Origin of the sequence: Kingella negevensis (genome assembly GCF_030177895.1) — a bacterium.
In the GTDB taxonomy this organism is placed as follows: domain Bacteria; phylum Pseudomonadota; class Gammaproteobacteria; order Burkholderiales; family Neisseriaceae; genus Kingella_C; species Kingella_C negevensis.
Window position 1 is genome coordinate 1,908,416 of sequence record NZ_CP123448.1, and the last position, 15,717, is coordinate 1,924,132.

At 44.0% G+C, this 15,717-nt stretch carries 10 protein-coding genes, 2 tRNA genes, 3 rRNA genes and 1 pseudogene; 11 read left to right on the plus strand and 5 right to left on the minus strand.

All coding sequences use genetic code 11. The features are described 5' to 3' along the window. Positions 1–48: 48 nt before the first annotated feature. From cyaY to QEO93_RS10445, 4 genes are all read left to right on the plus strand, one after another. Positions 49–369 (plus strand): iron donor protein CyaY, encoded by a 321-nt coding sequence (gene cyaY / locus QEO93_RS10430; protein WP_032138130.1) that lies wholly within the window; start codon positions 49–51, stop codon positions 367–369. Positions 370–492: 123 nt separating this feature from the next. Next, positions 493–3,114, plus strand: coding sequence for an alanine--tRNA ligase (gene alaS / locus QEO93_RS10435; protein WP_032138144.1), 2,622 nt, complete (start codon positions 493–495; stop codon positions 3,112–3,114). A 69-nt stretch (positions 3,115–3,183) separates the two neighbouring features. Next, positions 3,184–3,417 (plus strand): hypothetical protein, encoded by a 234-nt coding sequence (locus QEO93_RS10440; RefSeq protein WP_245190691.1) that lies wholly within the window; start codon positions 3,184–3,186, stop codon positions 3,415–3,417. 3 nt (positions 3,418–3,420) lie between these two features. Then, a complete protein-coding gene (locus QEO93_RS10445) occupies positions 3,421–3,969 on the plus strand; it encodes a hypothetical protein (RefSeq protein ID WP_032138128.1) in 549 nt (182 codons plus the stop codon). Positions 3,970–3,987: 18 nt separating this feature from the next. On the opposite strand, the gene QEO93_RS10450 is transcribed toward QEO93_RS10445, so the two are convergent. Then, complete coding sequence (locus QEO93_RS10450) at positions 3,988–4,743, minus strand: IS5 family transposase (protein WP_085815407.1); 756 nt, start codon at positions 4,741–4,743, stop codon at positions 3,988–3,990. Between the two features lie 154 nt (positions 4,744–4,897). On the opposite strand from QEO93_RS10450, the gene bioB reads away from it, so the two are divergent. Then, positions 4,898–5,890, plus strand: coding sequence for a biotin synthase BioB (gene bioB, locus QEO93_RS10455; protein WP_085815380.1), 993 nt, complete (start codon positions 4,898–4,900; stop codon positions 5,888–5,890). A 23-nt stretch (positions 5,891–5,913) separates the two neighbouring features. On the opposite strand, the pseudogene QEO93_RS10460 reads toward bioB, so the two are convergent. Then, positions 5,914–6,219: pseudogene (locus QEO93_RS10460) on the minus strand (transposase); the annotation flags it as partial. A gap of 74 nt (positions 6,220–6,293) precedes the next feature. Here QEO93_RS10460 and QEO93_RS10465 point away from each other — a divergent pair. Next, positions 6,294–6,989, plus strand: coding sequence for an IS1 family transposase (locus QEO93_RS10465; protein ID WP_284627590.1), 696 nt, complete (start codon positions 6,294–6,296; stop codon positions 6,987–6,989). Between the two features lie 79 nt (positions 6,990–7,068). Here QEO93_RS10465 and QEO93_RS10470 read toward each other — a convergent pair whose 3' ends face one another. After that, positions 7,069–7,710 carry an IS256 family transposase, variant Zn-binding type gene (locus tag QEO93_RS10470; RefSeq protein ID WP_081906854.1) on the minus strand — a complete coding sequence of 214 codons (642 nt, stop codon included), beginning with the start codon at positions 7,708–7,710 and terminating at the stop codon, positions 7,069–7,071. Between the two features lie 905 nt (positions 7,711–8,615). On the opposite strand from QEO93_RS10470, the gene QEO93_RS10475 reads away from it, so the two are divergent. The 5 genes from QEO93_RS10475 (at position 8,616) to rrf (ending at position 13,941) form a co-directional block, all read left to right on the plus strand. Continuing rightward, positions 8,616–10,156: ribosomal RNA gene (locus QEO93_RS10475) — 16S ribosomal RNA — on the plus strand. A 68-nt stretch (positions 10,157–10,224) separates the two neighbouring features. Next, positions 10,225–10,301 (plus strand) — tRNA-Ile (locus QEO93_RS10480). A 57-nt stretch (positions 10,302–10,358) separates the two neighbouring features. After that, positions 10,359–10,434 (plus strand) — tRNA-Ala (locus tag QEO93_RS10485). Between the two features lie 393 nt (positions 10,435–10,827). Further along, positions 10,828–13,711, plus strand: a 23S ribosomal RNA gene (locus QEO93_RS10490). A gap of 118 nt (positions 13,712–13,829) precedes the next feature. Next, positions 13,830–13,941, plus strand: a 5S ribosomal RNA gene (gene rrf, locus QEO93_RS10495). The 16S, 23S and 5S rRNA genes sit together here with 2 tRNA genes alongside, the layout of an rRNA operon. 98 nt (positions 13,942–14,039) lie before the next feature. On the opposite strand, the gene QEO93_RS10500 is transcribed toward rrf, so the two are convergent. Beyond that, entirely contained in the window at positions 14,040–14,744 is a 705-nt protein-coding gene (locus tag QEO93_RS10500) for an IS1 family transposase (RefSeq protein WP_284627591.1), read from the minus strand. 110 nt (positions 14,745–14,854) lie between these two features. Beyond that, positions 14,855–15,559 (minus strand): IS1 family transposase, encoded by a 705-nt coding sequence (locus QEO93_RS10505; RefSeq protein WP_085815640.1) that lies wholly within the window; start codon positions 15,557–15,559, stop codon positions 14,855–14,857. Positions 15,560–15,717: the final 158 nt, after the last annotated feature.

The window sequence follows — 15,717 nt, forward strand, 5'->3', positions numbered from 1 at the left end:
CCTGAAAGCTGTCAAAATATCACAAATTTTAACACAGGAAAACAGACCATGACCGAAACCGAATTTTTACAACATTCTGACGCAATGTTTGAATATATTGAAAACGAGCTGGATAACTATGACTTTGATTGTGTTCCAGCAGGCAATGTTTTAACGATTGAAGCAGATGACGGCACGCAAATTATCATCAACCGCCACACGCCGAACCAAGAATTGTGGATTGCGGCAAAAAGTGGTGGCTATCATTTTGCACTCAAAGGCGATAAATGGCTTGCGACACGCGATGAACGTGAGTTTTTTGACGTGTTAAACGAAGTGTTGAGCGCAGCGGCTGGCGAAGATGTGGCGATTGCCGCGTTTCAAGCCTAGTTTTCAGGCTGCAATATAATGATTTAACCTTTCAGGCAGCCTGAAAATACAGTAAGATTTCCCCTTTTTTCAGGCAGCCTGAAAAACCCTTTTCCCCTTTTTTTGACACAAGCGAACAACCAAATGAAAACATCTGAATTACGCAGCAAATACTTACAATTCTTTGAAAGCAAAGGACACAAACCTGTCCGCTCATCATCATTAGTACCGCACAACGACCCAACCCTGTTGTTCACAAACGCAGGCATGAACCAATTTAAAGACGTGTTTTTAGGCTTTGAAAAACGCGATTACACCCGCGCAACAACAGCCCAAAAATGCGTACGCGCAGGCGGCAAACACAACGATTTGGAAAACGTGGGCTACACCGCTCGCCATCACACCTTTTTTGAAATGTTGGGTAATTTCTCGTTTGGCGATTATTTCAAACAACAAGCCATTCATTACGCTTGGGAATTTTTGACATCGCCAGAATGGTTGAACATTCCAAAAGAAAAATTGCTTGTAACCGTGTACGCGGAAGATGACGAAGCTTACAACATTTGGCACAACGAAATCGGCATTCCAGCCGAGCGCATTGTCCGCATTGGCGACAACAAAGGCGCGAAATACGCGTCCGACAACTTCTGGCAAATGGGCGACACAGGTCCTTGCGGTCCTTGCACCGAAATTTTCTACGACCACGGCGAAGAAATTTGGGGTGGCATTCCAGGCAGCGCGGAAGAAGACGGCGACCGTTGGATTGAAATTTGGAATAACGTGTTTATGCAATTCAACCGCGACGAGCAAGGCAATATGAATCCGTTGCCAAAACCGTCCGTAGATACGGGCATGGGCTTGGAGCGTATGGCGGCGGTATTACAACACGTTCACAGCAACTATGAAATTGATTTGTTTCAAAATTTGGTGAAAGCGGCGGCGCGTGAGACTGGCGTGGCGTTTAGCATGGACGTGCCGAGCTTGAAAGTGATTGCCGACCACATTCGTGCGTGTTCGTTTTTGATTGCGGACGGTGTGTTGCCGTCAAATGAAGGGCGCGGTTATGTGTTGCGCCGCATTATTCGCCGTGCGGTGCGACATGGTTATAAATTGGGTCAAAAAGGCGCATTTTTCCATAAATTAGTGCCTGATTTGGTTCAGGAAATGGGCGACGCTTACCCTGAATTGAAAGAAAAACAAACGCAAATCATGGACGCGCTGAAAAACGAAGAAACCCGTTTTGCCGAAACGTTGGAAAAAGGCATGGGTTTATTGGAAAACGCTTTAAACACAAGCACTCAAACATTATCAGGCGAAGTGATTTTCAAATTGTATGATACTTACGGTTTCCCATACGATTTGACAGCCGACATCTGCCGTGAACGCGATGTGGAAATGGACGAAGACGGCTTCAACCGCGAAATGGAAGCCCAACGCACTCGCGCTCGTTCAGCACAAAATTTCAAAGCCAATACGCAACTGGATTACAACGGCGCAGACACCGAATTTACAGGTTACGCTAACCGTTCAGGCAGCGCGAAAATCATCGCCTTATACAAAGGCAGCGAAGCCGTGAACGAATTGCGCGAAGGCGAAACTGGCGCAGTTGTGTTAGACCAAACCCCATTCTACGCAGAAAGTGGCGGTCAAGTGGGCGATGTGGGCAATATTATTGCTGGTGCAAATCGCTTTGAAGTGCGCGACACGCAAAAAATCAAAGCGGCGGTTACAGGTCAATTCGGCGCGGTTGTTTCAGGCAGCCTGAAAGTGGGCGACGCCGTGAACGCGGAAGTGGATAACGCCATCCGCGACAGCATTACACGCAACCACAGCGTAACGCACTTGATGCACAAAGCCTTGCGCGATGTGTTGGGTACGCACGTTGAACAAAAAGGCAGCCTGCAAAATTCGGACGTGACGCGCTTTGATATTTCGCATAATCAAGCCATTACGGCTGATGAAATCGCGCAAATTGAACGCAAAGTAAACGCGGCAATCATCGCCAACGTGCCTGTGAAAGTGGAAACGATGTCTATTGAAGACGCGCAAAAATCGGGTGCGATGATGTTGTTTGGTGAAAAATACGGCGATTTCGTGCGCGTGGTAACGATGGGCGAGTATTCAACCGAATTGTGTGGCGGTACACACGTTGCGCGGACGGGCGATATTGGTTTGTTCAAAATCATCAGCGAGGGCGGCATTGCGGCTGGCGTGCGCCGTGTGGAAGCGGTTACAGGTTTGAACGCGCTGAAATTGGTACAAAATCAAGAAACCTTGATTAAAAACATCATCGCCGAAGTGAAAGCGCAAACCGAAAAAGACGTATTGACCAAAATCCAAGCCAACGCAGCGCAAGCCAAAGCGACTGAAAAAGCGTTGGCGGCGGCAAAAGCGGAATTGGCGGTACACGCTGGCGCGAAATTGTTGGATAACGCGAAAGATTTGGGCGCGGCAAGTTTGGTTGTGGCGCAAATTGATGCGGACGCGGCGGCTCTGCGCGACATTGTTACCGATTTGACGGGTAAATCTGACAAAGCGGTTGTGTTGTTGGCGGCGGTGAATGACGGCAAAGTGGCATTGTGTGCTGGTGTCTCTAAACCTTTGACGGCAAAAGTGAAAGCGGGCGATTTGGTGAAATTCGCGGCGGAACAAGTTGGCGGTAAAGGTGGTGGTCGTCCTGATTTGGCGCAAGCTGGCGGTACGGATGTTGCCAAGCTGCCTGAAACGTTGGCTAGCGTGGAAGCGTTTGTTAAAAATTTGATTTAATGTGAAAAAGGCTGTCTGAAAGTTTGAAAATGGACTTTCAGGCAGCCTGAATTTTTTGGGAGAATGAAAATGCCTGTATTTGAAACAGAACGTGCCAGTCGTATTAGTTCACGTTTTAGTTCTTCTATTATCGTTTCTAATGAAGTGATTAATGGAGAAGATGTTACTATATTTCGTAGTAAACAGAGTATTCCTTATTTAAAAGACCAAGTATTTGACTACTATTGTGCCAATTTTCAAGTTAAAATTTTTGAATTTGAATGTGATGAAAACGGTACAGTTTTGAAATTTAAATTGGATTAAATCATGACGACCACACGACCGACTTTACCGAAATTATTAGCTAATAAAAGTGCAGATGAATTGCGAAAATTATTGATTGATTTGGCAAAATCCAGCAAAGACACACGCGAAGCCATTTTTGAATACTACGGGCAATATCAATCGCCTGAAGAATTTGAATCCACATTCAAAAAGCAAAAGAAGCAAAATTTCTACACCTATTCGCACATGATGGACGAGTATTACGCGGATTCTGCCAAAGCCAAAAAAACTTTGCGAAAATATAGCCGACATCAGCTTTATTCGCCGTTGGTTAAAATTTTGGTCGCGGAACATTTGGGCGTGGTTTTGACGAATGACACGGAATACGATTTTGAAGAATTGCTTGATGTGTTTATGGATTGTTGTTGGGGAATTTATCAACTGGCGTTAGCGGAAAAAATTCCCGATGTTTTGTTACCGAGATTTTGGCAATTTGTTGATACGGTGAATACACAGCATATTTATGAACAATATGAAGATTACCGTGTGTTATTTCGGGAAATTAAAAAAGGGGCTGTCCTAGATAACTAGGGGCTAATGACATTTTAGCTATAATTTCAACCAAATCAAAGCACAAGCTAATGACACGGTACTTTCATAATTACGTTTTAATTTATCGTACCGTGTTGCCAGCGCACGAAAATGCTTTAATCGTACAAAAGCGTTTTCTACCAAGTGCCTGATTTTATATAAATACCAATCTGTGTCCACATTAAGATGCTCTCTACTTTTCTTATATGGAATATTGGCTTTACTTTGTTTAGAATGAATTAACCGACGAAAAGTATCACTGTCAAAACCCCTATCAGCACACACGGTTTCATTATCACTTAAGTCCAATTGTGCCAATAAATCAGGCGCAACAACAATCTCATTTACATTACCAGCTGTAATCATAAATTCAATTGGATTACCACAAGCATCAACCGCTAAATGAATTTTAGACGTATGACCTCCGATACTCTTACCGACAGCTTGATGCACAATGGATTTTTTACCCATGCCGTGTTGATGAACACGGATATGACTACCGTCCATAAAGACCCATTCCATATCGGGTGTATCTGCCAAATGTTTAAATAATTTGGTAAAAATACCGCGTTTAGACCAGCGATTGAAACTTTGGTAAAGGCTGTTTGCTTTACCAAAATAACTAGGTATATCAGCCCATTGGCAGCCTGTACGTAAGCGAAACAGGATACCTTCTACTGTTTTGCGTAAATTTTTCTTGCGATAAATGCCAAGCTGTTTCAAAATAGGTAACAGTCTTGACCATGTTTCATTTGTAAGCGTGTTTCGGGACATGGCAAAGGTTTAGGATGGTTGTGTGGAAACAATATCTTAAATCCTTTGCCTCTTTTTTTGAATTGTCAATAGCCCCTAGGACAGCCCCTTATTTAATTAAAAAAATGCTTAAATTGTCAATTTTTTATTTGAAAAATTAATTAAAGGAATGATTATGGCACATCTTGCCCCGATTGCATTGCGTCGAGCAAAACCATTACAAACCCACGCTATGGCAGCGTATTGGCGAAAATGCCAAGTGGAAGAATTGTTTAATTTGCCGTTTTTGGATTTGATTTTTCAGGCAGCCAGCGTTCATCGCGAACATTTTGACGCGCAAAAAATTCAATTATCCACATTATTATCCATTAAAACAGGCGGTTGCCCTGAAGATTGTGAATACTGCCCCCAATCCGCGCATTACCAAACGGGCGTGGAAAAATCAGCCATGTTAGATGTGGAAACCATTGTTGCCAAAGCCAAAATTGCCAAAGAACGCGGCGCAAGTCGTTTTTGTATGGGCACAGCATGGCGCGGCCCGAAACCTGATGATGTGGCGATCGTGAGCGACATCATCAAAGCCGTGAAAGATTTGGGTTTGGAAACATGTGGTACATTCGGCTTGTTGGAAGACGGCATGGCGGAAGACTTGAAACAAGCAGGTTTGGACTACTACAACCACAATTTAGACACCGACCCCGACCGCTACAACGACATCATTCACACGCGCCGCCACGAAGACCGCATGGATACCCTCGGCAAGGTGCGTCAGGCAGGTTTGAAGGTGTGTTGCGGTGGCATTGTCGGCATGAATGAAACGCGCGCTGAACGCGCTGGTTTGATTGCGAGTTTGGCAAATTTAGACCCACAGCCTGAAAGTGTGCCGATTAATCAACTGGTTCGTACCGAAGGCACGCCGTTGGAATACGCGGAAGATTTGGATTGGACGGAATTTGTCCGCACGATTGCGGTGGCGCGAATCACGATGCCGCATAGTTTTATTCGTTTGAGTGCAGGGCGGTCGGGCATGAGTGAAGCGGTGCAAGCAATGTGTTTTTTGGCGGGGGCAAATTCTATTTTTTATGGCGATAAATTGCTGACTTCGGGTAATCCTGATGAAGATTTAGACCGTTTATTGATGACGAAATTGGACTTGTCGGCGTTGTGATGACGTGAAAAAATTCAGGCAGCCGAATAAGGCGCAAGCAGTAGCATTTTATGCCCCAAATGATGCACCATTTCTTGCAGAATACCCATTTTGTGGAATCTAGCATTATCTAAAATAATCAATGATTTTTCAGGTAAATTGGGCAATAGCATAGTTTCAAACCATGCTTCAAAAAAATCGCTGGTCATTGTATTTTGATAAATCATTGGCGCAATTAAATTTTGCCCAATTTGCGCTGCAACTAATGATAAGCGTTGGTATTTTCTACCGCTTATCTTGGTTTTAACAATTTTCCCTTTCAGACTACGAGCATACGGACGAAAGAAATAGGGTGGTGTCCTGAAAAGTGTGCTGTAAAAAATAAGCAATAAAAAAGCAGCGAAAACAGAGTATTATTGAATGTGTGAAAATACAAATAACTCTGAAATGTCCTCGCTGCCAAGGACAAAATATAAAGAAAAATGGCTACTTTGGCAATCGTAAACAAAAATATTTTTGCAAAGATTGCTGCCGTAATTTTATTGGCGACCATAACCTTACCTATAAGGGTTGTCATTCCAAAGCTGATGAACAGGTTTGGAGAATGACCGTTAGAGGTTGTGGCATTCGCGATATTGCAGCAATTACGGGTTACAGCAAAGACAAAGTTCAGGCTGCCTTAAAACGCCATGAGTTTGAGCCATTTCCTAAACAAAAACATTACTCTACACTTGAAATAGACGAGTTTTGGACATTTGTCGGTAACAAGTCTAATAAAGTGTGGCTAGTCTATGCCTATCACAGAGAAAGTGGCGAAATTGTCGCTTACGTTTGGGGTAAGCGCGATTTAGCAACAGCGCGAGCACTCAAACGGCGTTTGAAAGAGTTGCGTGTAACCTATGACAGAATTGCGACCGACGACTGGGCTGCATTTTTAAATGTCTTTTCAAATGAAGAATGGCATCTAGTTGGTAAGCAACACACAGTTGGCATTGAGGGTAATAACTGTCGTTTACGGCACAAAGTAAGGCGAGCGTTTAGAAAAACGTGTTGCTTTTCTAAAAGTATGTTTTATCACAAGAAAGTTTTTGATTTAGCTTTCTTTGATATTCAGGGTTAAAGGACAAAATGGTTATTTTTTTTAGAGAGACCAACCACTTAAAAGACAAAATGGTTGGTTTTTACCACACCTAACCTGCCTAATTAGAAAAATAATCTTTAATAAACATAGTTTTATTCTCTAAATTTAAGCCAAGATGGTGGTTCAAAGCACTTTTTAAACCAGCAAAACGACTTTCCAATAAATTCGTTGTATTGGGAATGGATAACTCAGTATATTGCTCAAATGTGAACAGCAAGGGCAAGTTGCGTTTTAGGCTTAAATAAACACTTCTTAATCGTTTGTGGGTGTAGTGTGTTTTACCTGTTTCAGCGTTAATGGTACGTTCATTGACATATTGTTTATGTTGCCTATACCAGCTATTCAATGCAGCCTGAAAGCTGCTAAAACTGCTTTTGATAAGCGTTAAGGTTAATGCCCTGAGTTGCTCAGCAGAGAGCGATTTAGGTTTATGGATCAGGTATCGAATAACCGTTTGAACTTGATGAAACTGGCACAGTTGCACAGGAATATCTGCAAATAATTGCGGCAATCCCTTACGCCCATCGCAAATAATGCTTTGAATAATCATGTTATTATCTTTTAACTTTTTTACTGCTTGATAATAAAGTTGATTGGTTTCATAAGCGACAATATCAACGGATAAAACTTGTTTACTCACACTATCCATTAAAACCAACGCACCAAAAGTATGCCCAAAATAAGTCGTATCCAAAATCACATTAACCTTTTTCGGGTGCGAAAAGTGATTTTGTTTCGTTGCTCATTTTAAGTGGCGTTGAATGGTTTTGGTGCTGCATGGGTACTGTTGAGCCAGTTGCTCAATGGTGCGATGTTCATCGTGATATTGTTGCCAAAGTTCATCGTTATTTAAGCGTATTCCACCGTTAAAACGCTTCTTACATTGGGTGCAAAAATAGCGTTGTTTGTGGTTACGCGTTCCGTATTTTTGAACGGAATTTGAGTGGCAAAAAGGGCATTTTTTGTGTTCAAAGCATTTGACCTATCTGAAAGCCTTTAAGCATAAGGCTTTCAGCGATTTTTACCAACCATTTTGTCCTTTAACCCCACATTTACAAATATGGTTTGAGCAAGACGCAAACAGCCAGCATTTCAGCTAAACCGTTGCTCAGCAATTTAAACAAGGTAATTTCAGCAATCAAGGCGCGAAAAAATACGCATTACTTGTCTTTTTACAAGGTGCAGAAAAACAAGCGCAATTAAATTTACCGCAATTATTTGTTTAAATGCCATTTAAGCAGCTTGAAATTGATTTTGTTCTTACGAAAAAATATTTTTCAGGCAGCCTGAAAGCAAAATTTCATTTTTTAGGTAAAATTTTTGTAAATAAATTTCCTTATGAAACAATGCAATTTAAAGTTATGCAAAAATATTTTTGTTTAAGAGTTTGACAAGATTTTTTGGGTTGGGTATAGTTTGGTTCTTCGCTGCTACGGAGGCTAATTTTTTTAATTAGATAGTTCTTTAACAAGCAGATTACCGATAAGTGTGAGTGCCTGATGGTCTCACACTGCGACAAAAACAGACAAGATTGTGATTAACTTTGGTTAGTTACTCTTTGTTGGTTTCTTTGAAGCAGACCAGAAGTTAAGTAAGTTAGAGATTGAACATAAGAGTTTGATCCTGGCTCAGATTGAACGCTGGCGGCATGCTTTACACATGCAAGTCGAACGGCAGCGAGGTAGTGCTTGCACTACTGTCGGCGAGTGGCGAACGGGTGAGTAATATATTGGAACGTACCGAGTAATGGGGGATAACTATCCGAAAGGATAGCTAATACCGCATACGACCTGAGGGTGAAAGTGGGGGATCTTCGGACCTCGCGTTATTCGAGCGGCCAATATCTGATTAGCTAGTTGGTGGGGTAAAGGCCCACCAAGGCGACGATCAGTAGCGGGTCTTAGAGGATGATCCGCCACACTGGGACTGAGACACGGCCCAGACTCCTACGGGAGGCAGCAGTGGGGAATTTTGGACAATGGGCGAAAGCCTGATCCAGCCATGCCGCGTGTCTGAAGAAGGCCTTCGGGTTGTAAAGGACTTTTGTTAGGGAAGAAAAGGTTGATGCTAATATCATTAACTGATGACGGTACCTAAAGAATAAGCACCGGCTAACTACGTGCCAGCAGCCGCGGTAATACGTAGGGTGCGAGCGTTAATCGGAATTACTGGGCGTAAAGCGAGCGCAGACGGTTAGTTAAGCAAGATGTGAAATCCCCGAGCTCAACTTGGGAACTGCGTTTTGAACTGGCTAGCTAGAGTGTGTCAGAGGGGGGTAGAATTCCACGTGTAGCAGTGAAATGCGTAGAGATGTGGAGGAATACCGATGGCGAAGGCAGCCCCCTGGGATAACACTGACGTTCATGCTCGAAAGCGTGGGTAGCAAACAGGATTAGATACCCTGGTAGTCCACGCCCTAAACGATGTCAATTAGCTGTTGGGCAACTTGATTGCTTAGTAGCGTAGCTAACGCGTGAAATTGACCGCCTGGGGAGTACGGTCGCAAGATTAAAACTCAAAGGAATTGACGGGGACCCGCACAAGCGGTGGATGATGTGGATTAATTCGATGCAACGCGAAGAACCTTACCTGGTCTTGACATGTACGGAATCTCCCAGAGACGGGAGAGTGCCTTCGGGAACCGTAACACAGGTGCTGCATGGCTGTCGTCAGCTCGTGTCGTGAGATGTTGGGTTAAGTCCCGCAACGAGCGCAACCCTTGTCATTAGTTGCCATCATTAAGTTGGGCACTCTAATGAGACTGCCGGTGACAAACCGGAGGAAGGTGGGGATGACGTCAAGTCCTCATGGCCCTTATGACCAGGGCTTCACACGTCATACAATGGTCGGTACAGAGGGTAGCCAAGCCGCGAGGTGGAGCCAATCCCAGAAAACCGATCGTAGTCCGGATTGCACTCTGCAACTCGAGTGCATGAAGTCGGAATCGCTAGTAATCGCAGGTCAGCATACTGCGGTGAATACGTTCCCGGGTCTTGTACACACCGCCCGTCACACCATGGGAGCGGGGGATACCAGAAGTAGGTAGGATAACCGTAAGGGGTCCGCTTACCACGGTATGCTTCGTGACTGGGGTGAAGTCGTAACAAGGTAGCCGTAGGGGAACCTGCGGCTGGATCACCTCCTTTCTAGAGAAAAGAAGAGGCGATTAGGTACTCACACTTATCGGTAAGCTGAAATAAAGATGCGACACATAGGGTTTGTAGCTCAGGTGGTTAGAGCACACGCTTGATAAGCGTGGGGTCGTAGGTTCAAGTCCTACCAGACCCACCAAGAGAATAAACTGAGTTAAATTAGAAGAAAAAGAAATCAATTTAATAGGTAAATACTGGGGGCATAGCTCAGTTGGTAGAGCACCTGCTTTGCAAGCAGGGGGTCATCGGTTCGATCCCGTTTGCCTCCACCAAGATTAAATAAAATGAAAAATTAGATTGCAAATTAAAGCAAGTTTAGATAAACTGGCGAGCTTACTTTAATTTGCGATATATTTTTATAAGCGAAAGCTGAGAAGAAGTATAATTAAACGCATCGATCTTTAACAAATTGGAAAGCCGAAATCAACAAACAAAGACAATGTTGTCGATTTGGTTTGGGATGCTGATGCAACAGTATTTCAGGCAGCCTGTAAAGGCAACAAATCGAATGACAAAATTTGGGTGATGATTGTATCAACTAACCTTGAATTCAAAAGGCAAGGTTAGTACACAACAAGCAGTAAGCTTTATCAAAGTAGAGAATCTAAGTTAGTCATGTAGTCAACGCACTGATTAACAAAGTCAGAAGGTTCTTCAAATGATAGAGTCAAGTGAATAAGTGCATCAGGTGGATGCCTTGGCGATGATAGGCGAAGAAGGACGTGTAAGCCTGCGAAAAGCACGGAGAAGCTGGCAAAAAAGCAATGATACCGTGATATCCGAATGGGGAAACCCACTGAGTAATCAGTATCCTAGTCTGAATACATAGGGCTAGAGAAGCGAACCTGGAGAACTGAACCATCTAAGTACCCAGAGGAAAAGAAATCAACCGAGATTCCGCAAGTAGTGGCGAGCGAACGCGGAAAAGCCTGTATATGATAGTTGTTGAGATAGAAGAAGGAATTGGAAACTTCCGCCATAGTGGGTGATAGCCCCGTATTTGAAATCTCAATGATGGTACTAAGTATACAAAAAGTAGGGCGGGACACGTGAAATCCTGTCTGAATATGGGGGGACCATCCTCCAAGGCTAAATACTCATCATCGACCGATAGTGAACCAGTACCGTGAGGGAAAGGCGAAAAGAACCCCGGGAGGGGAGTGAAATAGAACCTGAAACCTGATGCATACATACAGTGGGAGCATCTTTGTGGTGTGACTGCGTACCTTTTGTATAATGGGTCAACGACTTACATTCAGTAGCGAGCTTAACCGAGTAGGGGAGGCGTAGGGAAACCGAGTCTTAATAGGGCGACTAGTTGCTGGGTGTAGACCCGAAACCGAGTGATCTATCCATGGCCAGGATGAAGGTGCCGTAACAGGTACTGGAGGTCCGAACCCACGCATGTTGCAAAATGCGGGGATGAGCTGTGGATAGGGGTGAAAGGCTAAACAAACTCGGAGATAGCTGGTTCTCCCCGAAAACTATTTAGGTAGTGCCTCGAGATATGAGACTGATGGGGGTAAAGCACTGTTATGGCTAGGGGGTTATTGCAACTTACCAACCCATGGCAAACTAAGAATACCATCAAGTTGCTCCTCGGGAGACAGACATCGGGTGCTAACGTCCGGTGTCAAGAGGGAAACAACCCAGACCGCCAGCTAAGGTCCCAAATGATAGATTAAGTGGTAAACGAAGTGGGAAGGCACAGACAGCCAGGATGTTGGCTTAGAAGCAGCCATCATTTAAAGAAAGCGTAATAGCTCACTGGTCGAGTCTTCCTGCGCGGAAGATGTAACGGGGCTCAAATCTATAACCGAAGCTGCGGATGCGGTAATGCATGGTAGGGGAGCATTCTGTAAGCCTGCGAAGGTGACTTGTAAAGGTTGCTGGAGGTATCAGAAGTGCGAATGTTGACATGAGTAGCGATAAAGCGGGTGAAAAGCCCGCTCGCCGAAAGCCCAAGGTTTCCTACGCAACGTTCATCGGCGTAGGGTGAGTCGGTCCCTAAGGCAAGGCAGAGATGCGTAGTCGATGGGAAACAGGTTAATATTCCTGTACTTGATTCAAATGCGATGTGGGGACGGAGAAGGTTATGCTATCAATCTGTTGGATTAGATTGTTTAAGCAGGTAGGTAGAGGAAGTAGGTAAATCCGCTTCTTTAATACCGAGATGTGATGACGAGTGTCTACGGACATGAAGTAGTAAATACCACGCTTCCAGGAAAAGCCACTAAGCTTCAGTTTGAATTGAACCGTACCGCAAACCGACACAGGTGGGCAGGATGAGAATTCTAAGGCGCTTGAGAGAACTCGGGAGAAGGAACTCGGCAAATTGATACCGTAACTTCGGGAGAAGGTATGCCCTCTAAGGTGAAGGATTTACTCCGTAAGCCCCTGAGGGTCGCAGAGAATCGGTGGCTGCGACTGTTTATTAAAAACACAGCACTCTGCTAACACGAAAGTGGACGTATAGAGTGTGACGCCTGCCCGGTGCTGGAAGGTTAATTGAAGATGTGCAAGCATCGGATCGAAGCCCCAGTAAACGGCGGCCGTAACTATAACGGTCCTAAGGTAGCGAAATTCCTTGTCGGGTAAGTTCCGACCCGCACGAATGGCGTAACGATGGCCACACTGTCTCCTCCCGAGACTCAGCGAAGTTGAAATGGTTGTGAAGATGCAATCTCCCCGCTGCTAGACGGAAAGACCCCGTGAACCTTTACTGTAGCTTTGCATTGGACTTTGAAGTCACTTGTGTAGGATAGGTGGGAGGCTTTGAAGCAGAGACGCTAGTCTCTGTGGAGCCGTCCTTGAAATACCACCCTGGTGACTTTGAGGTTCTAACCCAGACCCGTTATCCGGGTCGGGGACCGTGCATGGTAGGCAGTTTGACTGGGGCGGTCTCCTCCCAAAGAGTAACGGAGGAGTTCGAAGGTTACCTAGGTCCGGTCGGAAATCGGACTGATAGTGCAATGGCAAAAGGTAGCTTAACTGCGAGACCGACAAGTCGAGCAGGTGCGAAAGCAGGACATAGTGATCCGGTGGTTCTGAATGGAAGGGCCATCGCTCAACGGATAAAAGGTACTCCGGGGATAACAGGCTGATTCCGCCCAAGAGTCCATATCGACGGCGGAGTTTGGCACCTCGATGTCGGCTCATCACATCCTGGGGCTGTAGTCGGTCCCAAGGGTATGGCTGTTCGCCATTTAAAGTGGTACGTGAGCTGGGTTTAAAACGTCGTGAGACAGTTTGGTCCCTATCTGCAGTGGGCGTTGGAAGTTTGAAGGGGGCTGCTCCTAGTACGAGAGGACCGGAGTGGACGAACCTCTGGTGTACCGGTTGTTTCGCCAGAAGCATAGCCGGGTAGCTAAGTTCGGAAGAGATAAGCGCTGAAAGCATCTAAGCGCGAAACTCGCCCAAAGATGAGACTTCCCTTGCGGTTTAACCGCACTAAAGAGTCGTTCTAGACCAGGACGTTGATAGGTTAGGTGTGGAAGAGTGGTAACACTTGAAGCTAACTAATACTAATTGCTCGTGAGGCTTGACTCTATCATTTGAAGAACTTTAAAATAAAACCTTTTAAAGTATCAAATATAAAGCTTACTGATAAATACAGTTCATCACCTAATAGTTGATTAAATAACGGCTTACCAATTTACAGTTTTTGTTTGGCGACCATAGCGGTTTGGTCCCACTCCTTCCCATTTCGAACAGGACAGTGAAACAAACCAGCGCCGATGATAGTATAGTCCCTATGCGAAAGTAGGTCATCGCCAAACTATTTATTCTAAACCCTCTGCTAGTTATTAGTAGAGGGTTTTATCTATCTATAAGCTATATGAAAAATTGGTGGTGTCCTGAAAAGTGTGCTGTAAAACTAAACAATGCCAAAGTGAATATCAAAGAAAGCTAAATCAAAAACTTTCTTGTGATAAAACATACTTTTAGAAAAACAACACGTTTTTCTAACCGCTCGCCTTACTTTGTGCCGTAAACGACAGTTATTACCCTCAATGCCAACTGTGTGTTGCTTACCAACTAGATGCCATTCTTCATTTGAAAAGACATTTAAAAATGCAGCCCAGTCGTCGGTCGCAATTCTGTCATAGGTTACACGCAACTCTTTCAAACGCCGTTTGAGTGCTCGCGCTGTTGCTAAATCGCGCTTACCCCAAACGTAAGCGACAATTTCGCCACTTTCTCTGTGATAGGCATAGACTAGCCACACTTTATTAGACTTGTTACCGACAAATGTCCAAAACTCGTCTATTTCAAGTGTAGAGTAATGTTTTTGTTTAGGAAATGGCTCAAACTCATGGCGTTTTAAGGCAGCCTGAACTTTGTCTTTGCTGTAACCCGTAATTGCTGCAATATCGCGAATGCCACAACCTCTAACGGTCATTCTCCAAACCTGTTCATCAGCTTTGGAATGACAACCCTTATAGGTAAGGTTATGGTCGCCAATAAAATTACGGCAGCAATCTTTACAAAAATACTTTTGTTTACGATTGCCAGAGTAGCCATTTTTCTTTATATTTTGTCCTTGGCAGCGAGGACAAATTAGAGTTATTTCTGTTTTCACACACTCAAATATACTCTGTTTTCGCTGCTTTTTTATTGCTTATTTTTTACAGCACACTTTTCAGGACACCACCAAATTATAGGTGGTGTCCTGAAAAGTGTGCTGTAAAACTAAACAATGCCAAAATGAATATCAAAGAAAGCCAAATCAAAAACTTTCTTGTGATAAAACATACTTTTAGAAAAGCAACACGTTTTTCTAAACGCTCGCCTTACTTTGTGCCGTAAACGACAGTTATTACCCTCAATGCCAACTGTGTGTTGCTTACCAACTAGATGCCATTCTTCATTTGAAAAGACATTTAAAAATGCAGCCCAGTCGTCGGTCGCAATTCTGTCATAGGTTACACGCAACTCTTTCAAACGCCGTTTGAGTGCTCGCGCTGTTGCTAAATCGCGCTTACCCCAAACGTAAGCGACAATTTCGCCACTTTCTCTGTGATAGGCATAGACTAGCCACACTTTATTAGACTTGTTACCGACAAATGTCCAAAACTCGTCTATTTCAAGTGTAGAGTAATGTTTTTGTTTAGGAAATGGCTCAAACTCATGGCGTTTTAAGGCAGCCTGAACTTTGTCTTTGCTGTAACCCGTAATTGCTGCAATATCGCGAATGCCACAACCTCTAACGGTCATTCTCCAAACCTGTTCATCAGCTTTGGAATGACAACCCTTATAGGTAAGGTTATGGTCGCCAATAAAATTACGGCAGCAATCTTTACAAAAATACTTTTGTTTACGATTGCCAGAGTAGCCATTTTTCTTTATATTTTGTCCTTGGCAGCGAGGACAAATTAGAGTTATTTCTGTTTTCACACACTCAAATATACTCTGTTTTCGCTGCTTTTTTATTGCTTATTTTTTACAGCACACTTTTCAGGACACCACCAAATTATATTGGCACACAATGCCGAATCACTCAGAGAAATATATAGTTGATGCAATTATTTTTTAATACAAGACGACAACGCCCG

Bases quoted from the DNA above. Each gene is read 5' to 3' on its own strand.
- QEO93_RS10450 (WP_085815407.1), bottom strand. From the start codon at position 4,743: ATGTCCCGAAACACGCTTACAAATGAAACATGGTCAAGACTGTTACCT.
- QEO93_RS10440 (WP_245190691.1), top strand. From the start codon at position 3,184: ATGCCTGTATTTGAAACAGAACGTGCCAGTCGTATTAGTTCACGTTTT.
- alaS (WP_032138144.1), top strand. From the start codon at position 493: ATGAAAACATCTGAATTACGCAGCAAATACTTACAATTCTTTGAAAGC.
- QEO93_RS10445 (WP_032138128.1), top strand. From the start codon at position 3,421: ATGACGACCACACGACCGACTTTACCGAAATTATTAGCTAATAAAAGT.
- bioB (WP_085815380.1), top strand. From the start codon at position 4,898: ATGGCACATCTTGCCCCGATTGCATTGCGTCGAGCAAAACCATTACAA.
- cyaY (WP_032138130.1), top strand. From the start codon at position 49: ATGACCGAAACCGAATTTTTACAACATTCTGACGCAATGTTTGAATAT.